The organism is Limosilactobacillus portuensis (assembly GCF_014838735.1).
GTDB classification, from domain to species: Bacteria; Bacillota; Bacilli; order Lactobacillales; family Lactobacillaceae; genus Limosilactobacillus; species Limosilactobacillus portuensis.
This window is the reverse complement of the sequence record NZ_JABUXQ010000008.1, coordinates 1-20,804: the sequence shown is the minus strand read 5'-3', so window position 1 is coordinate 20,804 and position 20,804 is coordinate 1. Positions and strand designations below refer to the sequence as shown.

The 20,804-nt window shown below is 39.8% G+C and carries 22 protein-coding genes; 18 read left to right on the top strand and 4 right to left on the bottom strand.

Translation table 11 applies throughout. From position 1 onward, the window contains the following. Positions 1–34: 34 nt before the first annotated feature. The 8 genes from HUK49_RS03795 (at position 35) to HUK49_RS03760 (ending at position 6,639) form a co-directional block, all read left to right on the top strand. A complete protein-coding gene (locus HUK49_RS03795; RefSeq protein WP_191912717.1) occupies positions 35–553 on the top strand; it encodes a cell wall elongation regulator TseB-like domain-containing protein in 519 nt (172 codons plus the stop codon). A 77-nt stretch (positions 554–630) separates the two neighbouring features. After that, the gene (locus HUK49_RS03790; protein WP_191912716.1) at positions 631–1,350 is read left to right on the top strand and encodes a DnaD domain-containing protein; all 720 of its coding nucleotides are present in this window, start codon (positions 631–633) and stop codon (positions 1,348–1,350) included. A 22-nt stretch (positions 1,351–1,372) separates the two neighbouring features. Beyond that, positions 1,373–2,305, top strand: a complete 933-nt coding sequence (locus HUK49_RS03785) for a DMT family transporter (RefSeq protein WP_191912715.1) — start codon at positions 1,373–1,375, stop codon at positions 2,303–2,305. 297 nt (positions 2,306–2,602) lie between these two features. Then, a complete protein-coding gene (locus HUK49_RS03780) occupies positions 2,603–3,619 on the top strand; it encodes a uroporphyrinogen decarboxylase family protein (RefSeq protein WP_235980974.1) in 1,017 nt (338 codons plus the stop codon). Positions 3,620–3,680: 61 nt separating this feature from the next. Continuing rightward, positions 3,681–4,376, top strand: a complete 696-nt coding sequence (locus HUK49_RS03775; RefSeq protein WP_191912751.1) for an amino acid ABC transporter ATP-binding protein — start codon at positions 3,681–3,683, stop codon at positions 4,374–4,376. Positions 4,377–4,393: 17 nt separating this feature from the next. Continuing rightward, positions 4,394–5,062 carry an amino acid ABC transporter permease gene (locus tag HUK49_RS03770; protein ID WP_235980972.1) on the top strand — a complete coding sequence of 223 codons (669 nt, stop codon included), beginning with the start codon at positions 4,394–4,396 and terminating at the stop codon, positions 5,060–5,062. Between the two features lie 15 nt (positions 5,063–5,077). Further along, a complete protein-coding gene (locus tag HUK49_RS03765; RefSeq protein ID WP_191912712.1) occupies positions 5,078–5,776 on the top strand; it encodes an amino acid ABC transporter permease in 699 nt (232 codons plus the stop codon). Between the two features lie 20 nt (positions 5,777–5,796). Then, complete coding sequence (locus tag HUK49_RS03760; protein WP_191912711.1) at positions 5,797–6,639, top strand: transporter substrate-binding domain-containing protein; 843 nt, start codon at positions 5,797–5,799, stop codon at positions 6,637–6,639. A 71-nt stretch (positions 6,640–6,710) separates the two neighbouring features. Here the strand turns inward: HUK49_RS03760 and HUK49_RS03755 are convergent, their stop codons facing one another. After that, complete coding sequence (locus tag HUK49_RS03755) at positions 6,711–7,667, bottom strand: L-lactate dehydrogenase (protein ID WP_191912710.1); 957 nt, start codon at positions 7,665–7,667, stop codon at positions 6,711–6,713. A 505-nt stretch (positions 7,668–8,172) separates the two neighbouring features. Between HUK49_RS03755 and HUK49_RS03750 the strand changes: the two genes are divergently transcribed. The 6 genes from HUK49_RS03750 to dtd all read left to right on the top strand — a co-directional run bounded on the left by HUK49_RS03750 (position 8,173) and on the right by dtd (position 13,360). Then, the gene (locus HUK49_RS03750; protein WP_191912750.1) at positions 8,173–8,472 is read left to right on the top strand and encodes a hypothetical protein; all 300 of its coding nucleotides are present in this window, start codon (positions 8,173–8,175) and stop codon (positions 8,470–8,472) included. 62 nt (positions 8,473–8,534) lie between these two features. Then, a complete protein-coding gene (gene prmA / locus HUK49_RS03745) occupies positions 8,535–9,497 on the top strand; it encodes a 50S ribosomal protein L11 methyltransferase (protein ID WP_191912709.1) in 963 nt (320 codons plus the stop codon). After that, positions 9,497–10,252, top strand: coding sequence for a 16S rRNA (uracil(1498)-N(3))-methyltransferase (locus tag HUK49_RS03740; protein WP_191912708.1), 756 nt, complete (start codon positions 9,497–9,499; stop codon positions 10,250–10,252). Before prmA ends, HUK49_RS03740 begins: the two co-directional genes overlap by 1 nt. 50 nt (positions 10,253–10,302) lie before the next feature. Beyond that, positions 10,303–10,638, top strand: a complete 336-nt coding sequence (locus HUK49_RS03735; RefSeq protein WP_102168681.1) for a hypothetical protein — start codon at positions 10,303–10,305, stop codon at positions 10,636–10,638. Between the two features lie 31 nt (positions 10,639–10,669). Beyond that, complete coding sequence (locus HUK49_RS03730; RefSeq protein ID WP_191912707.1) at positions 10,670–12,907, top strand: RelA/SpoT family protein; 2,238 nt, start codon at positions 10,670–10,672, stop codon at positions 12,905–12,907. Positions 12,908–12,922: 15 nt separating this feature from the next. Continuing rightward, a complete protein-coding gene (gene dtd, locus HUK49_RS03725) occupies positions 12,923–13,360 on the top strand; it encodes a D-aminoacyl-tRNA deacylase (protein WP_003716975.1) in 438 nt (145 codons plus the stop codon). Positions 13,361–13,436: 76 nt separating this feature from the next. Here the strand turns inward: dtd and HUK49_RS03720 are convergent, their stop codons facing one another. Then, positions 13,437–14,291: a fructosamine kinase family protein gene (locus HUK49_RS03720; protein ID WP_413230862.1), complete on the bottom strand. Its 855-nt coding sequence runs from the start codon at positions 14,289–14,291 to the stop codon at positions 13,437–13,439. Between the two features lie 368 nt (positions 14,292–14,659). Between HUK49_RS03720 and aspS the strand changes: the two genes are divergently transcribed. Further along, positions 14,660–16,447: an aspartate--tRNA ligase gene (gene aspS, locus HUK49_RS03715; RefSeq protein ID WP_102168678.1), complete on the top strand. Its 1,788-nt coding sequence runs from the start codon at positions 14,660–14,662 to the stop codon at positions 16,445–16,447. A 98-nt stretch (positions 16,448–16,545) separates the two neighbouring features. Here aspS and HUK49_RS03710 read toward each other — a convergent pair whose 3' ends face one another. Beyond that, positions 16,546–17,286: an amino acid ABC transporter ATP-binding protein gene (locus HUK49_RS03710; RefSeq protein ID WP_326515759.1), complete on the bottom strand. Its 741-nt coding sequence runs from the start codon at positions 17,284–17,286 to the stop codon at positions 16,546–16,548. After that, on the bottom strand, positions 17,276–18,781 hold the full coding sequence (locus HUK49_RS03705) for an ABC transporter substrate-binding protein/permease (RefSeq protein WP_191912705.1): 1,506 nt from the start codon (positions 18,779–18,781) through the stop codon (positions 17,276–17,278). Before HUK49_RS03705 ends, HUK49_RS03710 begins: the two co-directional genes overlap by 11 nt. Positions 18,782–19,092: 311 nt before the next feature. Between HUK49_RS03705 and rpsU the strand changes: the two genes are divergently transcribed. From rpsU to bsh, 3 genes are all read left to right on the top strand, one after another. Then, positions 19,093–19,281, top strand: coding sequence for a 30S ribosomal protein S21 (gene rpsU, locus HUK49_RS03700; RefSeq protein WP_003716981.1), 189 nt, complete (start codon positions 19,093–19,095; stop codon positions 19,279–19,281). Positions 19,282–19,356: 75 nt separating this feature from the next. Next, complete coding sequence (locus tag HUK49_RS03695) at positions 19,357–19,803, top strand: GatB/YqeY domain-containing protein (protein ID WP_191912704.1); 447 nt, start codon at positions 19,357–19,359, stop codon at positions 19,801–19,803. A gap of 21 nt (positions 19,804–19,824) precedes the next feature. Further along, positions 19,825–20,697 (top strand): choloylglycine hydrolase, encoded by an 873-nt coding sequence (bsh, locus tag HUK49_RS03690; protein ID WP_191912703.1) that lies wholly within the window; start codon positions 19,825–19,827, stop codon positions 20,695–20,697. Positions 20,698–20,804: the final 107 nt, after the last annotated feature.

Below are 20,804 nucleotides of genomic sequence, written 5' to 3'. Positions count from 1 at the left end.
TAAGATTAATAATTTTTTAAAGAGGGGAAGTTACATGCAAAGTCGTCGTGAGGTCCAGCGTGATAAGCAACACCGTTCTACTGGACAAACGATTCGTAATCTTTTGATTGTCATTGTTGCAATTATTGTTATTGTGGGGATCTTTTACCTTATCAGTAACCAGCCACGTTCGGCAGCCAGACGACAAACCGTTTCAATTGCAAAAAAGTATGCCCACCTCAAGGATCCAGGGAGTTTTTATATTTATAATCGGGAGAATACTTATTACACCATTGCCGGAAGAAATGATCAAAATCAACCAATTTTAGTGGTTGTTCCTCAGCATGGTGGCAATGTTCGAGTATTGAAACAGAGTAGTGGCTTAACAGCACAGCAGGTAATCCAGCAAGTTCGACAGGATCATCACCCGCAAAAAGTATTAAAAGCTGCTCCAGGAGTCTTTAATGATAAAGTAGTTTGGGAAGTTACTTATCGTAACCAAAAAGGACAATTATGCTATGATCTGATTAACTTCAAAACAGGTAAGGTTGTTCAGACAATTAATAATTTGTAGTTCGTGAAGATAGGGGGACGATTTATCATCGTTACGCCCTTATCTTTTTTGGTTAATTTTTGTTAAGGGGGTTCATGATGACAGAAACTAATTCACTAGTCCGATATCTTAAAGCTGGGGAAACTTCCATCAGCAACATCCTTCTCCATCATTATCATGAATTGGGGATGTCAATGGCCCAATTGGTTGTTTATCTCGAATTTAAGTCTTATCTTGATCGGGGCGTGATTGATCCTGATATTCGCCAGATTGCCCGACACTTGCAAACGGATGAAAATCAAGTTTTTGATCTTCTTCACCAAATGATGAGTAATAAACTAGTAGTTCAGCAGATGCGTAAGTTGGATGATGGTAAGGAAGATGCTTTTTGGGACTTCACACCACTGATAAATAAACTTAGTGCGTTTAACGAGCAGGAAGCTACTGAACAAGTTAATACTAGTACCGGTAATCAACGGAAAGAAACGTTCAACAAAATTGAGGCAGAAGTCGGTCGACCATTGTCACCAATGGAAATGCAAATTGTCAATGATTGGATTGATCGTGATCATTATAAAGTTGCAATTATTGATCTTGCACTGAGACAGGCGGTAATGAATAATGCACTAAGCCTCCAGTACATGGACCGCATCTTAAGAAACTGGTCCAGGCAAGGGTTGAAGTCGGTTCATGATGTTCAGGAGCATGAACGTCAATTTGAAGAACGAAAGGCAAATTATTCACACCAGGATGCCAGAAAAATTCAGGGTCCTAAGATTCCAATTTTTAACCTTAACTCGCAAACAAAAAAGAATTAATTTACAGGAAGAAGGGTGCTTTATGGCGCAAAAAACAAATAATCCGGTAATGAAAGGGATTATCATTGCTGCAGCTGCTTCAGTAATGTGGGGGATTTCAGGAACGACACTTCAATTGATCTCCCAAAACCTTGCAATCCCGGCAGCATGGATGCTTTCTATCCGAACATTTTCTGCAGGAATTATTTTACTTGTAATTAGTGGGTTTATGTATGGCAAAAAAACTTTCAATGTGTTTAAACGTCGCGATACGACAATTTCGGTTCTTTCCTACGCCGTTTTTGGGTTGATGGCTAATTTATTGACCTTTTACTATGCTATTCAAAAGGGAAATGCTTCAGCAGCAACGATTCTCCAATATTTGTCACCATTATTTATTGTTCTTGGTGGTGTGATATTTAAACGTCAACACCCATTTAGAAGTGACCTGATTGCATTTGTTTTAGCTCTTTTAGGGGTTTTCTTTGCTTTAACCAAGGGGAATTTCACTCAGTTAGATATTCCAGTTGATTCACTATTGTGGGGTCTTGGTTCAGGAATTACGGCAGCATTATATGTTGTTTTGCCTCAAAAAGCCGCTGATTCTAACCCACCGATTGTCGTGTTAGGTTGGGGAACCATTATCGCAAGTATTCTGTTTAACATTTATCGGCCATTTTGGGTTAATCCGCCACAAATTAGCGGTGAGTTGGTCGCAGCAGTTGCGACTGTTGTGCTTTTTGGAACAATTTTACCGTTTAGCTTACTAATGGTTGCCACTCGATATGCTCCTTCCGATGTTGTAAGCATTATGGATGCTTTACAGCCAATTACCACCTCGTTATTAAGTGTTCTCTTCTTCAATCTGCACTTAACATTAATTGAAATAATTGGGATTGCTCTTGTTATTATTGCGGTTTACATCTTGCAAGATGGTCGGCGAAAAGCACTTACTGAAAATGACTTACACTATTAAATTAAAATAATCTGAGAAAATTAGAATTTACTGTTGACAAAAAGTAAGGGAACCGGTATATTAAGGTCATTAATTATTAGAAAGGAGCAGGGCTCATGTTAGTTAACCGTTTATTTAATTGTTGTCAAACTTCAAAAATTAATGGACATTCTGACATGAGTTCAGTTGGCCATTCTTTTTGAGGTTGATTAAATCTTAAAATGAGCGGCTACTCCGAAATAAGTGGTCAAAGCTACTAATCATGTCAGTGATTAGTAGCTTTTTTTGTGCACTGAATTAGAGAAAAGAGTGATGATAATGACATTGGCACGTGAAGAAGTAATTGCGGCTTTAAATAATCAAGAAACTGGTAAAATCCCAATTTCTTTTTGGCGCCATTTTGCGGTAGATGAGTTTACGAATGTCTTTCAAGAGCCAGCAGTCCTCCAAACAAATTTGGGAGGTCACCAAAAATACTATGATGCAGTAGATGTTGACTTTGCTAAAACGATGTTAGATGGCTATTTTGCTTACCCATTTCGTGGGGTTGATGATCCACGGAGTTTAACTAATCTTCAAAGACTTCGGCCGCTGAACCAGGACGATCCGTGGATTACCGGTCAAGTTGAACTTGCTCAACAACAACAGCAGATTGCTGGGGAACGGCCAACTTTTATTACGATGTTTTCCCCAATGCTGCTTTTTAAGTGGGCGTTAATTAAGCATTATACAGAACCGCTTTTATTAGCGGATCAACGATTCACAGATCTTTATGAACAAGATCCATCACTAATTTTTCAGGTCTTAGAAGTAATTGCTGACGATCAAATCAAAGTTGTCCAGGCAATAATGGCTAACACTACAGTCGATGGGATTTATTACAGTACGCAGTCAATTCAGGATTCACGTTTACGTGATGACACCCAATTCTTTAAGCAAGTAATGGAACCGATTGATCTTAAGGTTCAAGAAGGAATTAACCAAGTGTCACGATTGAATATTCTTCATATCTGCGGATTTGATGGTGCAACTAATCATCTTGAATGGTTCACTAATTATCCGTTGCAAGTTGTTAATTGGGCAACGGGAATTGATGGTTATTCGCTAGGTGAGGGGAAAAAGCTGTTTGGTGATCGGCCAGTAATGGGTGGCTTTGATAATAGTACAACCGGAATTCTCTATCGCGGAACTAAGGAGCAAATTCAAACGGAAGTCAAAAGGCTAATTGATGAAGCCGGTCACCGGGGGATTATTTTGGGAGCTGACTGCACGGTTCCCCGTGATATTTCTTATGAACGGTTAAATTGGGCGATTGAAGCGGCTTACCAGGGCTAGGAGGTTATCGGGGATGTTATTGAAAATAACGGATTTGAAAAAATAATTTAATGGTCAACAAATTTTAAATGGGATTGACCTTTCAATTAACAAGGGCGAAGTAGTGGTTATTATCGGTCCCTCTGGTTCAGGAAAGACAACCCTATTGAGAAACTTAAATTTCCTCGAACAAGCTGATCGTGGCTTGATGGAATTTGCTGGAGAAAAAATTAACCTGGCTCAAGCGACTAAGTCAGAAATTCAGATGGTTCGACGAAAAACAGCAATGGTATTTCAAAATTATAATCTGTTTAAGAACAAAACTGCCCAAGAAAATATTGCTGAGGGATTAATTTATGGTCATGGTGAGAATGCTAAGACGGCAAACCAAAAAGCAGTCCAAGCATTGAAAAATTTGGGCTTGGATAAACGAAAAGATTATTATCCTTCGCAACTATCAGGTGGTCAACAGCAAAGAATCGGAATTGCTCGGGCAACAGTCCTTAATCCAGAAATTATATTGTTCGATGAACCCACCAGTGCTCTTGATCCCGAGTTAGTAGGAACGGTCTTAAAAGATATTCAACAGTTAGCTGAACAGGGACAAACGATGATTGTTGTTACTCATCAGATGTGGTTTGCGCGGAATGTTGCAAGTCGAGTGTTGTTCTTTGCTGATGGTGAGATTGTCGAGTCAGGGACGCCTGTGCAAATCTTTGAGCATCCACAGAAACAAAGAACTAAACAATTCTTAAATGCTTTGGCTGATAACTATTAGGAATGGGAGGTAGATCAATGAATAGTCAGAAGATTATTGGGATTATTTGGCGAGGCTTTCCGAACACGATTGAATTGCTAATCTTTTCCTTTATCTTTGCAACTCTTCTAGGATTGCTCTTAACTTGGGTTGGGTTGCGTAAAAATAGGTTAGCTCAAGGAATTGCAACAGTATACCTGAATCTGGTTCGAGGAACACCACCGTTGCTAATGTTGTTACTTGCTTATTATGGGTTACCGGTTTTGTTGAAAGCAATCGGGATCAATATTGATCATTGGACAAGGTTAATGTTTGGAATTCTTGGGCTCTCCTTAGGGTGGAGTGGTTATTTAGCGGAAGCGTTTCGGTCAGCCTACCTCTCAGTCGATACGGGTCAAATTGAAGCTGCTCGTTCTGTAGGAATGAAGGATCAGACCACCTTGAGGCAAATTATCTTGCCTCAAGCGGCAATGCTTGCTTTGCCTAATATTGAAAATTTGGTAGTGGGGCTGGTTAAGGCAACTTCATTAGTTTATGTTATTGGTTTATATGACATGTATAATCAGGCATCTAATCTTTCAAACCAAACTGCCGGCTTACACCAGTTGCAAATATTTATTCTTTTGGCTTTAAGCTATTGGGGATTGGTATTAGTAATTGAAGTCTTATTTCGTCTTATCAGACGGCGTTACCAGTGGCTAGCTTAGGAAGGATGTGATTATGTGTTTGATTTGAATTTCGCGAAGGATTCGTTTAACCAAATTCTGGCAGCCACACCACTAACGCTAATTGTAGCTTTAGTTGCAACTATTATTGGATTAGGTCTAGCGATTTTAGTAGTAATTGCCAGAGAAAAGCGAATCCCGGTCCTTTCTCAGTTTTTAGCGATACTAGTATCGTTTATTCGGGGGACACCAATTTTAGTTCAACTATATGTTGTTTATTATGGACTACCTCAATTGTTAATATTGATGAATGAATGGGGCTGGAACACGAATCCAAATGGTCTGCCAGCAATCATCATTGCCTTTTCTGCTTACGGCTTAAATGCGATGGCTAACTTGTCGGAGAGCATTCGAGCAGCTTACCATTCGATTGATTTTGGACAATATGAGGCCGCGTTATCAATTGGAATGACGCCTTTCCGGGCAATGACTCAAATTGTAATTCCCCAGTTAATTATTAATTTGATTCCTAATTTTACGAACATTTTTTTAGATTTAATCAAGGACACAGCGCTGATTTACAATATTGGCTTAGTCGAGATCATGGGACAGGCAAATATTGTTTCATCAATTGGGTTTAAGTATCTGGAAACTTACACTGATGCATTAATTATTTACATTATTATTTGCTGGATCTTTGCTCAATTATTTAGATTGGTTGAAGGAAAACTACGGCAACGCTATTTCGTTGTATAGGGAAAGAGAGGTTATTTATTATGAAGATTTCAAAGTTATTTACAAAGTTAGCGGTGATTGGTTTAGTTAGTACTGGTGCAGTTAGTTCAGCAACAGCAGTTCATGCGACAACAACGGTTAATGTTGCTGCACCAAATGGTAATCCGGCATATATTGTTAATACTGATAACGGACCTGAGGGATATTACGGTGAACTAATCAAAAAAATTGATCAGGACTTACCTCAATATAAGTTTAAGACTACGTTCACATCCCAAAACGCGGTCTTTTCAGGATTGCAAAGTGGTAAGTATGACGTTGCCTTAAATAATTCTTGGTACAACAAGCAGCGTTTCCAGACATACTATCATACACGGGCAGTCGGGCTTGACGACTTACGTCTGGTTTATAATAAGAGTGGAAAGAAAGCTAGCTCATTAGATGATGTTGCTAAGAAGAATTTAAAGTTAGTTCCCGTTTCAACTGATGATGCCCGTTATAGTGTTTTAGAAGACTATAATAAATCACATAGTAAAAAGGTGAACTTGAAAGCAATTGGTGACCAATCTTCAGCTGATGCGTTAGCTCAAGTGGCTAATGGTAAATATGACGTTGCACTATACCCATACGCTGCCTATAAACAGGTTGCTAATTCCAAAAATGGAAAGAAATTGACAGTTTCAAAATCAATTGATCAGCGGTCAGCATACTTGCTCTTACATAAGGATGCAAAGAATAAAAAATTAACGCGGGCACTGAATAAGGAAATTAAAAAGTTATATGATAATGGTTATTTGGAAAAACTGACAAAAAAGTATCTCTATGAGAATACCTTCGCTTTACCAGGCGCTAAGAAGAACTATAATGCTGAATTTAATAAGTAATAAACAAAAAGACTGGGAAGAAATCAAATTCTTCCTAGTCTTCTTTAATTATTTATATTGATAAGTGAAAATTAGTTGTTTTGGAGCTTAGCCATACCGTCCTTAGCAACCTTTTCAAGGGCAGCAGCAGAAGCATCCATAGCCTTCTTTTCACGCTCATCCAAAGGAACTTCGATAATCTTGTCAATACCGGATGCGCTGATAACAGCAGGAGTACCGATGTAAAGATCGTTAATTCCATATTCGCCGTCCATTGGAGCACCAACTGGTAATACGGCATGTTCGTCACGTAAGATAGCGCGAGTAATCCGCATCAAGCAGGTAGCAACACCGTAGAAGGTAGCGCCCTTACGGTTAATGATTTCGTAAGCCTTGTTACGAACATCATCTTCGATCTTAAGTAATTGATCCATTGAAACATTGTTTTCCTTAGCAATGTCAAGAAGTGGTTTACCACCGATAGTTGCACTTGAGTAAGCAGCGAATTCGGAGTCACCGTGTTCAGCAAGAATGTTTGCTGAAACATCGCGTGGGTCAACATCGAACAACTTAGCCAAAGCAATACGAAGACGTGATGAGTCAAGTGAAGTACCTGAACCAATAACCTTGTTCTTTGGGAAGCCAGAAAGCTTTTGAACAGCGTAAGTTAAAATGTCAACTGGGTTAGCAGCAATCAAGAAGATACCGTTAAAGCCAGACTTAACAATTGGTTCAACAACTGACTTCATGATCTTCAAGTTCTTGTCAACTAATTGAAGACGAGTTTCACCAGGCTTTTGTGGTGCACCAGCAGTGATAACAACCAGGTCAGCATCCTTGCAAGTGTCGTAATCAGCAGAGTAAATTTGCTTTGGTGCAGTGAAGACAGTAGCATCTTCAAGATCCAAAGCGTCACCTTCAGTACGCTTCTTAACAAGATCAACGATAGCTAATTCCTCAGCCAAACCTTGTTGTACTAATGCGTAAGCGTAACTTGAACCTACAGCACCGTCACCAACAAGAACAACTTTTTGATGATTCTTAGACATAATTAAACAGTCTCCCTTTCATCCAGTAAATATGCTATTTGAGATTTCTCTCACATGACTAATTATAACATTCCTTGTGAAAAAAGCTATTAAATTCGGAATTATTGTCATTTTTTATGGGAACTAGCTAATAATTGCTAGTTTGGCTCATGATTGGAGACCGCTAACTAGTATAATAAAAAGTGCAATTACGATTGCAGGAATCAGTAAGACATGAAAAATGAAGCCGATCGCGAAAATTAAAAAGAGCAGTCCGAGAACTTTGAGGGTAAAAACACCTAATTTCCACATGATCCATAAAACTAATAATGTGATCAAAATTCCCAACTTCACTAACCTCCTAAGCTAAATAGTGAAGGAATTATATCATTTTTTAAATTGAAAAGATTAATTCACGTTAACATTTTGCACAATCTTAACCATGTGATAAAATGAAACATATGTTAATGAATTGATTATATAAAAAGAGGAGGTGATTACCGTGTTGAATCAAACGAAGCGTTTTATGCGTGATAATGACTTAATGTATAAGAAAGAATATATTCGGCCAATGATGACGCCGCAGCATGTATATGTCTTTCGGTTTGGGAAGCATCGATTGAACAATCGGGTAATCATTCGTTACTCCCATACATGGACGGGGCGACTAAGGATTAATGAGATTGATGTTCGCCTGCACCACCAGCATCATCCACGGATTTTTCGGACTGAAGCTGACTTGATTGAATATTTAAAGAGTCACTTTGCCCAAAAAGATGATGAGGAGAATCCATCGCAGCCTGTTAATTTTGGGAATGAAGAATAGGTGAGCGATATTACTGTGACCATCATATTGGTGGTCATTTTTTATTTAAAGAGGAGAATAATATGGATTGGACAGCAGTAAAAGTAATTACTTCCAGTGAAGCAGTTGAAGCAGTTAGTTATATTTTAACTAACGAAGGAGCGGTTGGGGTTCAAATTGATGATGCGAAAGATTTCGCAAATTTAAAGCCTGGTCGTTATGGAAAATACGGAGAAATCATTGATCCGCAGGAGATCCCCCACCGGAAAAATGGGGCTGCAGTTACCGGATACTTTCCGCGAAATGTCTTTGTTCCTGAACTTATCTCAACAATTAAAGGGCGGGTTGCAAAGTTAAAGGATTACCAACTTGATTCTGGAGCAGGCCTTGTTGTTTCAGAAGCAGTCAATAATAAGGATTGGGCAACCGTTTGGCAAAAATACTACCACCCATTGCGAGTAACCAGCCAATTAACAATTGTTCCTCAATGGGAAGACTATCAACCAAGTTCTGCTAATGAGAAATTAATCGTTTTGGATCCAGGGATGGCCTTTGGAACAGGAACTCACCCAACGACGCGCTTAATGATTGAAGCACTTGAAATTGTTGCTCGTGGTGGTGAATCAATGATTGATGTTGGTACAGGTTCTGGAGTCTTAAGTATTGCAGCAAAACAGCTAGGGGTAGGCCAAGTAGCTGCTTATGATATCGATGAGGTTGCTGTTCGATCCGCAAAGAAGAATATCGACTTAAATCCGGTTGCTGCTGACGTTAAAGTTGGTGTTAATAGCCTGCTTGATGGGATTCATACCCAGGTGGACCTAATCGTTGCAAATATTTTGGCTGAAATAATTGTTCCATTAATCCCTCAGGCGTTTAAAAATTTAAAACCAGATGGTCGGTTCCTTGTTTCCGGAATTATTAAGGATAAGGCAGACTTAGTTGAACGGGAATTAAAGGGCCACCACTTTGTTATTGACCAGAAGTTACGAATGAAAGATTGGTATGGAATGATTGCTCATAAAGCAGTAGAGGGTCAGGAATAATGCAACGTTATTTTATAGATCAAAGTAAAACAGCAGGTAAAGTTATCCTTCCAGAAGAAGTTGCCCACCACCTTGTGACAGTTCTTCGAGCAGCCGTTGGAACCAAGTTTGAATTAGTAATGGCGGATCATCAGGCTTATCTTGCTGAGCTGATTTCGATAACTCCAGGCAATGTCATAGCCAAATTGATCGAGAACCTTGGTAAAGATAGTGAACTCCCAGTGAAAACGATTCTTGCTTGTGGCTTACCTAAGACTAAGGAAAAACCTGAGCTGATTGTTCAAAAGGGGACGGAACTTGGTGCCGATAAGATCGTCTTTTTTGAGGCTGAACGTTCGATTAGTCACTGGAATAGCCAAAAGCAACCACGGAAAATTGCCCGCTTGCAGAAAATTGCTGACGCTGCGGCTGAGCAATCACACCGAAATGTTAAGCCACAGATTGAATATTGCCCTTCATTAAAACAGCTCCTTGCTAATTATCCTGCAACGATCCGTTTAGTTGCCTGGGAAGAGTCGGCAAAGGAGGGAGAGAGCAGTCGTTTGTTTCAAGCGCTGACTAAGTTACAAACAGGAGATTCCATTCTTGCCATATTTGGTCCAGAAGGTGGATTGAGTTCGGCAGAAGTTACTATAATGGAAGAAAACGGGATCATTCCGGTTGGCTTTGGGCCACGAATCTTACGAACGGAAACGGCTCCCTTATATTTCTTGGCAACCGTCTCATTTGTTACTGAATTGTCGAAGAATAATTAGTAGTTTGTGGTACAATTATTTTCATCATATTAAGTATAGGAAGTTAGGTTATGGATTGGCTAAAAAAAGTTGAAAGTAACAAAAGCATTGCTGTATGGGGATTCGGGATCCTTTTTGGAATTGTTCTTCCATTATTTAGCGATAAATTTCGGTTGATTCACCGGGTATGGATGGTTGGCTTTTTTCTGTTCTTGGTTAATATGCTTTTTAGTATTTGGCTCGGTCAATATATAAAGAAAAATGGCTTGAAATGGTGGAACTTATTGGTATTTCCAGTCTTATACCTTCTTGTTTCATCCATATTCATGCCAAAGTATACTGTTTATTTTGCTCTATTCTATTTAGGGGTTACTTACCTAGCTTGGTCGATTAGTTCACAGAGCTAACCAAAGTAGTTTAGATTGGAGGGGTGGTACATTGTCAGAGGTTAAAGAGTTATCACATGAAGATGTTCTTAAAATGGTTTCTTCATATATGAATGATGAGCATGTTGCTTTAGTTGAACGGGCATATCAGTTTGCTGCTGTTTGTCATCGAGATCAGCGGCGGAAATCAGGTGAGCCGTATATCATTCACCCAATTCAAGTTGCGGGAATCTTGGCTGATCTTCATATGGATCCGGAGACAGTTTGTGCTGGCTACCTTCACGATATTGTTGAAGATACCGGGGCAACTTTAGATGACATTAAGGAGCTGTTTGGTCCAACAATTGCCTTAATTGTTGATGGCGATACGAAGCTGGGGAAGATCCAGTATAAATCAAATAAGGAGCAGATGGCTGCTACTCACCGTAAACTGTTGCTTGCGATGTCTAAAGATATTCGTGTGATGATTGTTAAGCTTGCCGATCGGCTTCATAATATGCGAACCCTTCAGCATTTACGGCCAGATAAACAGCGTCGGATCTCAAACGAAACTTTAGAAATCTATGCGCCAATCGCTGATCGATTGGGGATTAGTACCATTAAATGGGAGCTGGAGGATCTCTCTCTTCGTTACCTTAATCCGCAACAATACTACCGAATTGTCCACCTAATGAATTCGCGGCGGGACCAACGAGTTGAATATATTGATGAGGCTATTGCAGAGATTAAAAAGGCGATTAGCGATCTCAATTTAGGACCAAACGTTGAAATATATGGTCGGCCTAAACATATCTATTCAATTTACCGTAAAATGGTTAACCAGCATAAACAGTTTAGTCAAATTTATGATCTGTTGGCAGTGCGAATCGTTGTTGATTCAATCAAGGATTGTTATGCAGCCTTAGGGGCAATCCACACTAACTGGAAGCCAATGCCAGGAAGGTTTAAAGACTACATTGCAATGCCTAAAGCAAATGGTTACCAATCATTACATACGACGATCATGGGGCCTGGAGGTAAACCGCTAGAAGTTCAGATTAGAACTCACCATATGCATCAGGTTGCAGAATATGGTGTTGCAGCACACTGGGCTTATAAGGAAGGAAAAACTAACGGAATTCAACAGACCCGCGATAGCCAAAAGCTGAATGTGGTTAAGGAAATTCTCGAACTACGTAGCGAAAGCGATGGGACGGATGAATTTATGCAGGGTGTCCAAAGTGACATCTTTGCTGATAAGGTTTATGCTTTCACGCCAAAGGGTGATGTAATCGAATTGCCACAAGGATCAGGGCCACTTGATATGGCTTACCAGATTCATACTGAAGTTGGTAACCACACGACCGGAGCCAAGGTTAATGGTCGGATTGTTCCCCTGGATTATGAAATCAAAACCGGAGATATTGTGGATATTCTGACTTCTTCTTCATCTGCCGGGCCAAGTCGTGATTGGTTGGAACTTGTGTCTACACGACGGGCACGAAATAAGATTCGTCAATTCTTTAGAGCCCATGATCGGGAAACAAATATCGAGGAAGGTAAGCGAATGATTGAACGGGAAATCCGGGAAGCCGGCTTTGACCCGTTTGCCTTGATGACTGAGGAAAAGAACGAAGAAGTAGCCAACCAGATGCACTATCAAAGCAGTGATGATATGTTTGCTGCAATTGGCTTTGGCGATATGGCTCCGGTTGGCGTCCGGAATCGCTTTACCGCTGATGTACGAAAAAAGGAAGAAGATTCACGGAAACAGGCTGCTGAGAAAGCCGTTCTTGAAGAACATGCAACGTTAGAAAAGCCTGATCAACGAGAGAAAAAGAAACAGGCTAAGGAAACGAGTGAAGGGATTGTTGTTGAGGGTGTTGATAACCTATTGACCCGTCTCAGTCACTGCTGCAGTCCAGTTCCCGGTGATGACATTGTTGGTTACATTACTAAAGGGCGCGGTGTATCGGTTCACCGTTCAGATTGCCCCAATATTAAAGCTGCCGAGAAGAGTGGTCAACGGATTATTCATGTTTATTGGGCTAATCCAAATGGGGACAAGACGAACTATAACTCGAATATTGAAGTACAGGGTTATAACCGGAGCGGCTTATTAAACGATGTCCTTCGTTCAGTAAATAACACTACAAAATTCTTAAACTCCGTAAACGGGAAGGTTGACCATAACAAGATGGTTACTATTAGTATGACAATTGGTGTTCGGAATCTTCATCAATTGCAGTTCATTATGGATTCGTTAAAGAATATTAAGGATGTTTATGTCGTTAAGCGAACCATTCGTTAGTGAGGAGGAAGATTAGTGAGAGTAGTTTTGCAGAAGGTCAACCATGCTTCAGTTTCAATTGACGGTGAAGTTGTTGGGGCAATTAAGCGTGGTTATATGTTATTAGTTGGCTTTGCTCCTGATGATGGGGATGAGCAACTGGATTACCTTGTCCATAAAATTGTTAACCTTCGCGTCTTTGAAGATCAAAACGGTAAAATGAACCTTGGCCTTCAAGATGTTGACGGTGCCATTCTTTCGATTTCACAATTTACCTTGTATGCTGATACAAGACATGGTAATCGTCCCGGCTTTACTGATGCGGCTCGTCCTGAAATTGCTGAGCCGCTTTATCAGCGATTTAATGAAAAACTGGCTGCTACTGGTGTTCATGTTGAAACTGGGCGGTTCGGTGCCGAGATGAAGGTTGATCTGGAAAATGACGGACCAACGACAATTATTTATGAGAAGTAAATAAATAGTACGAAAAAGGGTCTCCAAAGTACGGTAATGTCGGACTGCCTCTGGAGATCCTTTATATTATTAATCATTAATAGCTGCTTAAAATGTTATCGACTGCGGGACCATAACTTTCACCAAATAAGATGAGGTGCATGCAGAGATAGTAAAACCTGTACCACGGAAGTCGCTCGTTAATTCCCGGAGTAATTGGATATGTGTCATTATAGCCACGGTAAAATTGATCATCGAAGCCACCGAAGACTGTTGTCATGGCTAAATCAAACTCCCGATCACCATAAACACAATCCGGATCAATTAGGTACGGCTGGTGATCTTGACTAAACATGAAGTTCCCGGCCCAGAGATCACCATGCAGCAGGCTTGGCCGAACTTCATGTGTAGAATAGTAATTGTCGAACTTGGCAACCATCCGGTCAAAGTGTTCTTGTCGCCACTTGTTCCAGCAATCTTGCTTTATTGCTGCCGAAATCTCTGGCTTTAATCGTTGGTTAATATAAAAATCACGCCAACTGGGATTCCACTGGTTGTTTTTAACCAACACCTTGGTTTGGTGGTTGTCCATAAAGCCAAATTCTTCTCTTCGTTGTTGGTGCATTCTGGCAACCTCTTGACCAAGTGCGTATTGATTACCATAACCGCTATTAATCCAATTTAATATTAGGTAAGCATCACCATCAATTTCACCGTTAGCCACGGGAGTAGGAACATTAGCTGTCTTACCAATTTCCCTAAGTCCAGCAAGTTCATGGTTAAAGTAAGATGCCGGATGATGTGGTTGGACTTTAACAAAGTATGTCGCCTGGTTAGTAGTGATTTGATAAGCCAGGTTAATGTCACCACCGCTAACTGATTGGCAATTGGTAATATTGTCTAATGGTAATTGTGATAACCATGTATTAGATAATTGATGATTATTCAAAATAGACACCCTCTTTTGGCTTATATTTTAAACTTTTGTTAGTAGAAAGCCAATGAAACTATAGCTATTGACATTTTTGCTGAACTCGGGTACTGTAAGAATGTAATTTTAATACTAATAGCCAATGAAAAAGAATGCTTATTTACCTAAGTCGATAGCGAGTGGGAGCTGGTGAAAGCCCATGACAATGAGGTAATAATTGACGCTTTTGAGGCTGGGCAGTTGTCCCCGTCGGTATTTCGACGTTATCAATGAGTGATACTAAGGTGGTACCGTGCAAAAAGCACCCTTATGATGTAAGGGGTGCTTTTTTTATTAGAAATTAGTATTAACACTACCAATCTAAAAATGGTTAAAGAGGTAATTAGAGAATGAAGAGAACTAATTACGCTGGGGAAACCAGTGAAAAGCAAGTGGGTCAAGAAGTTGTCCTAAAAGGATGGGTTGCCAAACGTCGTAATCTTGGTGGCTTAATTTTTATTGATCTGTGGGATCGTGAAGGAATCGTTCAACTGGTCTTTAATGAGAAGGAAAATCCCGAAGCATTTAAGGTTGCTAATGCGGTTCGGAACCAATACGTTCTTGAAGTTCAAGGAAAGGTTCAATTGCGGGCTGAAAAAGAAATTAATCCTGAAATGAAGACCGGAAAAGTTGAAGTTGCGGTTGATCAGATTAAGGTTCTGGCAAAGTCTGAAACAACGCCATTTGATATTGTTGATGACGTTGATGCAAGTGAAGATTTACGGATGAAGTATCGTTACCTTGATCTTCGTCGTCCTGAAATGATGAAGAATTTGATGCTCCGGAGTAAGGTTACGTCTGTTGTTCATCATTACTATGATAATCAAGGGTTCATGGACGTTGAAACACCGGATTTAACTCGTTCAACTCCAGAAGGTGCTCGTGATTACATTGTTCCATCACGTGTTTATCCAGGACATTTCTATGCTTTGCCACAGTCACCACAACTATTTAAGCAATTACTTATGGCTGCCGGAGTTGATAAGTATTATCAAATTGCACGATGCTTCCGGGACGAAGATTTACGTGGTGACCGCCAACCTGAATTTACTCAAATTGATACTGAAATGAGTTTTGCTACCCCTGAAGACATCCAAACAGTAACCGAAGGATTAATTAAGAAGGTTATGAAGGAAGTTTTAGGTGTTGATGTTAAGACCCCATTCCCACGGATGGAGTGGCAGGAATCAATGGATAAGTATGGTTCTGACAAACCTGATACCCGGTTTGGAATGTTAATTCATGATTTATCTTCAATTGTTAAGGACAGTTCATTTAAGGTCTTCTCTGGAACCGTAGCTAAAGGAAACTTTGTTCGAGCAATCTGTGTTCCTGGTGGGGCTGACAAGTACTCCCGGAAGGATATTTCTAAGAAGGAAGAGTATATTAAGCGTTTCGGAGCTAAAGGGCTTGCCTGGGTTAAGGTTACTGAAGACGGTTATTCTGGGCCAATTGCAAAGTTTATTAATGATAACGCTGATGCAATTAATGAAGAAATGGGGGCTAAGCCAGGAGACTTAATCCTCTTTGTCGCTGATTCATTCCACGTTGTTTGTGATGCTCTTGGCTATTTACGTCGTGAGATTGCTAAGGAACAAGATATGATTGCGCCTAACCAATGGAACTACCTTTGGGTTGTTAACTGGCCAATGTTTGAATATGATGAAGGGTTTGGAAAGTGGATTGCAGCTCACCACCCATTCACCATGTTAAACGAAGAAGATCTTCACTACCTTGAAGATGGCGAAGATCCTCACAAGGCGCATGCCCAAAGTTACGATATTATTCTTAATGGTCAAGAAATTGGTGGCGGTTCAATCCGGATTCACGATCCAAAGGTTCAAGAAAAAGTCTTGAAGGCATTGGGATACACTAAGGAACGTGCGGAAGCTCGCTTTGGCTTCCTCTTGAAGGCATTGACGATGGGGATGCCTCCAGAAGGTGGATTAGCTTTTGGACTGGATCGTTGGGTAATGTTACTTGCACAAGCAGACAATATCCGGGATGTCATTCCGTTCCCTAAGAACTCTAAGGCTGTTGAGCCATTAACAGCAGCACCTGGTAAGGTTAGTCAACAACAACTGGATGACTTGAAGGTTCAGTTTGACGATCAGGTTGATTATAAGCAGGATAAATAATTAGCAGAATAAAATTAAAGAGACAGAAAAACAAACCGGTTTTTCTGTCTCTTTAATTTTATCGGATATTATCAATGATTATTATTGTAGATCCTTGATTACTTGAGAATCTTCTTTAAGAATTCCTTTGCCCGGTCACTTATCGGGTGGGCAAAGAACTCATCCGGTTTACCAGTTTCCTGAATATAACCATCGGCCATAAACCAGATTTGATCCGCTACTTCATGAGCAAATCCCATTTCATGAGTAACAACTACCATTGTCATTCCAGAGTCAGCAAGATCGTGCATTACGGTTAACACTTCATCAACCATTTCTGGATCGAGGGCACTTGTTGGTTCGTCAAAGAGCATTACTTCAGGATCCATTGCTAAAGCACGAGCAATCGCCACCCGTTGTTTTTGCCCACCAGATAGCTGGTCAGGATACTGCTTTGCCTTTTCTGCTAAACCGACTTTCTCCAGAAGCTTCATTCCGGTTTCTTCGGCTTGCTTCTCGGGAATATTTTTGACCTTCATTGGTGCTAGTTTAATGTTTTCAATCACGTTCATATTTGGGAAGAGGTTGAATCCTTGGAAAACCATTCCCATCTTTTCCCGTAACTGATTAAGTTGCTTATCGTTAATCTTAGTTAAGTCATTTCCCTCAAAAAAGACCTTGCCGCTAGTTGGCTGTTCGAGACAGTTCAGGCAACGAAGAAAGGTACTTTTACCAGCACCAGAGGGACCAATTACACAGATAACCTGACCTTTATCAACATGTTCGGTGATATCTTTAAGGACAATGTTATTCTTGAACTTTTTTTGCAAATTTTGAATTTCAATCATTTTAGTGGACATGTTTCATTCTCCCTTCAAAGTAAAGTAGAATTCTAGAAAGTGTAAACGTTAAGATGAAGTAAATCATCATAGTAATGAATAATGGGAGAACTCCTTTGTAGGTTGCAGATTGAACTAATTGTGTTTGGAACATTAATTCAGTTACACCAATAACGGAAACTAGTGAACTATCCTTTAGCAAGGTAATTAATTCGTTCCCTAAAGCAGGCCAAATATTCTTAAGTGCTTGAGGCATGATTACATAACGGAAAGCCTTATTTTTATCCATTCCTAAGCTTCGAGCTGCTTCAGTTTGACCGAGCGGAATTGACTGAATCCCAGAACGAATAATTTCAGTAACGTAGGCCCCAGAGTTTAACGAAACGGCGATGATCCCGGCAAGTAAGGCGGGGAGGGATTGGATAATTGCACCAATACCAAAGTAAACAAACATGATTTGAACCATCATTGGGGTTCCCCGGAGGAATTCGATATAGCAAACCGCAATTGTATGCAGAAGCTTATTCTTTGAAAGACGCATAAGAGCGAAGAGGGTCCCTAAAATGAAGCCGAAGAATACTGAGACGATCGTAATAATCAGTGTGTACTCAAGCCCCTTTGCAAAGTAACGCCAGTAACTAAGAACGGTGTTTTGCTTTTTATAGCTCTTCATATATTGGGCTGACTCTGGAATCCATTTTTTATTAATTAAGTCTTCATCGTTGACTTTTTTGATCGTTTGGTTAGCAGCATTTACAAGGGAGGTATCACCCTTTGGAAAGGCGAGGGCGATTCCACCGGCAGTAACCGGTAATTTTGAGTTAAAAGCGTAGAGGTTAGAATTATTAGATGCGTATGCTTTTGCGGTCGCCGCATCCATTAAAATACCGTCATATTTATGGGATTGTAAACCGATTACTAATGAAGAAAGTTTTGCTAATCCCTTTCCATTAGCTTGTGGCATGTCCTTAGAAATCATTGTTGATTGTAAGGTCCCGTTTTGGGCACCAACAGTCTTGCCATTGAAACTTTTGGCGTTAACTAGCTTATCCTTGTCGCTCTTATTGATGAGGAAGTAGCTGTCACCGGTATAGTAGACATCGGAAAAGTCAACACTCTTTTTCCGTTCATTGGTGATGTTCATCGCACCGGCAATACAGTCAATTTTCCCGGTTTCTAGAGCAACTAAAAGTGAATCAAAGTCCATGTTTTTAATTACTAATTTAACACCGATGTCTTTAGCAAATTGCTTCATGAGTGATACTTCGAACCCAACATACTTTGTTTTGCCGTGTTCCTTGGTCGTAAATTCATATGGTGGATAGTCGGCACTTGTTCCGACAACTAAGGTTCCTTTTTGTTTAATCTTTTGCAGAGAATCATTCTCGGCTACCTGTGAAGTATTAGTAGCTGAACTTGAGCTGCTACTTTTATCGGCGGCTAATGCTGACACTGGTGCGCATAGTATTGGAAACGCAATGATTATTAGCATTAACCAATGTTTGAAACATTTCATAATCAATAACTCCTTCAATTTCTTAAAATAATTACATTGGTATGTAATATACGCTTAAATGAGTAAATATGCAATAGATATTTAAAAAATAGTGTATTTTATTCAGTAAATATGAATAATTAAATCATGGATGAATAAAAGCGCTTTCGATGCAGAGATTAGATTGATAATATAGTAAGAAAATTTATCTTAAATATTTAGGAAGTAATATTGACACTCAGAATCTAATTGGTTACAATTGCTCTTGTAGTGAAAGAGCGGGATTATACCGTTCTAATACGTAACTTTAAGCTCGGAGGGAGGGAATCAACATGTCAAAAACAGTCGTTCGTAAGAATGAATCTTTGGATGACGCTCTTCGACGCTTTAAACGTACAGTTTCACGCAACGGAACTTTGCAAGAATACCGTAAACGCGAATTTTACGAAAAGCCAAGTGTAAAACGTAAGTTGAAATCTGAAGCGGCACGGAAGCGTAAGAACAAGCGCCGTCGTTATTAATTTTTAACTCCTACCTCTCCATGACGGGTAGGAGTTTTTTCATCTTTAATTTTAGCTAAAGGAGCGAGCAGGATAATGAGTTTATTAAATGATCTAACTGCAGATATGGTTTCTGCTATGAAAAACCGTGATAAGGAAACGTTAGCAACAGTCCGGATGTTAAAGGCGGCTGTTCAAAATGAACAGATTGAACAAGGTCATGATTTAACTTCAGATGAAGAAGTTGCGGTAATGGCTCGTGAATATAAACAACGAAAAGAATCACTTGAAGAATTTGAACAAGCAGGACGCCAAGATCTGGTTGACAAGACTAAAGCAGAAATGAAAGTTGTTGAAAAGTATATGCCACAACAACTTTCTGCTGATGATGTTAAGAAAATCGTTGATGAAACGATTAAGGCAGTTAATGCTTCTAGCATGAAGGACTTTGGTAAGGTCATGGGTGCTGTGATGCCTAAGGTTAAGGGACAAGCTGACGGTAAGTCAGTTAACCAAACCGTTAAGGAAGAATTGAATAAGTAGCTTTATATTGGGATAAGAAATATGTGTACATCGATTATTTATACGGCTGGTGACAGCTATTTCGGCCGGAACCTTGATTTAGAAATTTCGTTTGGTCAAGAGGTGGTTGTGACACCGCGAAACTATCCATTTAATTTCCGTAAAATGCCATCATTGGGTCACCACTATGCCATTACCGGGATGGCATTAGTTGAAGATGGCTATCCATTGTATTTTGATGGAGCAAATGAAGAAGGTTTGGGAATGGCTGGGTTAAATTTTGACGGACCTTGCCGCTATTTCCCGGAGGATCCAGCAAAGGATAACGTAACCCCATTCGAATTTATCCCTTACATATTAGGACAATGTAAAAATGTTACTGAAGCACGCAAGCTACTTAGTAATTTGAACTTAGTTAAGATTGATTTCTCCGCAAAGCTCCACTTATCACCGCTTCACTGGCTTATTGCTGATAAATCCGGTGAGGCAATTGTGGTTGAGTCAACGGCAGAGGGATTAAATGTTTACGATAATCCTGTTGGCGTTTTGACTAATAATCCTGAATTTCCTAAGCAATTGCTAAATTTGAGTAACTATCAGAGTATTTCGCCAGCCTATCCAGAGAACACTTTGATCCCTGAAGTTAAGCTCAATACTTATAGCCGTGGATTTGGTTCCCGCTTCTTACCGGGTGGGATGGATTCAGAAAGCCGGTTTGTCAAAGAAGTTTTCACCAAAGCACATGCACCCAAGGGAAAATCGGAAATTGAAAATATCACTAATTATTTTCATAATCTGCATGCGGTTGAACAACAAAAGGGCCTCGATCAAGTAGCTCCTGGACAATTTGAATATACAATTTATTCTGACGGTATTAATTTAACTACGGGGACTTTTTACTATGGCAGATTGTAAAATTTAAGTTGAACATTTAAGTAGACAGAAAAACCCATCAAGGTCTTTAATGGTGTTACCACAACATTCCATTAGAAAGAAGGACCTTAATGGGCACCACTATTTTA

Excerpts from the sequence above, each read along its gene's own strand:
- prmA (WP_191912709.1), top strand. The coding sequence starts at position 8,535 with ATGGATTGGACAGCAGTAAAAGTAATTACTTCCAGTGAAGCAGTTGAA.
- HUK49_RS03750 (WP_191912750.1), top strand. The coding sequence starts at position 8,173 with ATGCGTGATAATGACTTAATGTATAAGAAAGAATATATTCGGCCAATG.
- rpsU (WP_003716981.1), top strand. The coding sequence starts at position 19,093 with ATGTCAAAAACAGTCGTTCGTAAGAATGAATCTTTGGATGACGCTCTT.
- aspS (WP_102168678.1), top strand. The coding sequence starts at position 14,660 with ATGAAGAGAACTAATTACGCTGGGGAAACCAGTGAAAAGCAAGTGGGT.
- HUK49_RS03760 (WP_191912711.1), top strand. The coding sequence starts at position 5,797 with ATGAAGATTTCAAAGTTATTTACAAAGTTAGCGGTGATTGGTTTAGTT.
- HUK49_RS03695 (WP_191912704.1), top strand. The coding sequence starts at position 19,357 with ATGAGTTTATTAAATGATCTAACTGCAGATATGGTTTCTGCTATGAAA.
- HUK49_RS03780 (WP_235980974.1), top strand. The coding sequence starts at position 2,603 with ATGACATTGGCACGTGAAGAAGTAATTGCGGCTTTAAATAATCAAGAA.
- HUK49_RS03755 (WP_191912710.1), bottom strand. The coding sequence starts at position 7,667 with ATGTCTAAGAATCATCAAAAAGTTGTTCTTGTTGGTGACGGTGCTGTA.
- HUK49_RS03785 (WP_191912715.1), top strand. The coding sequence starts at position 1,373 with ATGGCGCAAAAAACAAATAATCCGGTAATGAAAGGGATTATCATTGCT.
- HUK49_RS03705 (WP_191912705.1), bottom strand. The coding sequence starts at position 18,781 with ATGAAATGTTTCAAACATTGGTTAATGCTAATAATCATTGCGTTTCCA.
- HUK49_RS03770 (WP_235980972.1), top strand. The coding sequence starts at position 4,394 with ATGAATAGTCAGAAGATTATTGGGATTATTTGGCGAGGCTTTCCGAAC.
- HUK49_RS03710 (WP_326515759.1), bottom strand. The coding sequence starts at position 17,286 with ATGTCCACTAAAATGATTGAAATTCAAAATTTGCAAAAAAAGTTCAAG.
- HUK49_RS03740 (WP_191912708.1), top strand. The coding sequence starts at position 9,497 with ATGCAACGTTATTTTATAGATCAAAGTAAAACAGCAGGTAAAGTTATC.
- HUK49_RS03790 (WP_191912716.1), top strand. The coding sequence starts at position 631 with ATGACAGAAACTAATTCACTAGTCCGATATCTTAAAGCTGGGGAAACT.
- bsh (WP_191912703.1), top strand. The coding sequence starts at position 19,825 with ATGTGTACATCGATTATTTATACGGCTGGTGACAGCTATTTCGGCCGG.
- HUK49_RS03795 (WP_191912717.1), top strand. The coding sequence starts at position 35 with ATGCAAAGTCGTCGTGAGGTCCAGCGTGATAAGCAACACCGTTCTACT.
- HUK49_RS03735 (WP_102168681.1), top strand. The coding sequence starts at position 10,303 with ATGGATTGGCTAAAAAAAGTTGAAAGTAACAAAAGCATTGCTGTATGG.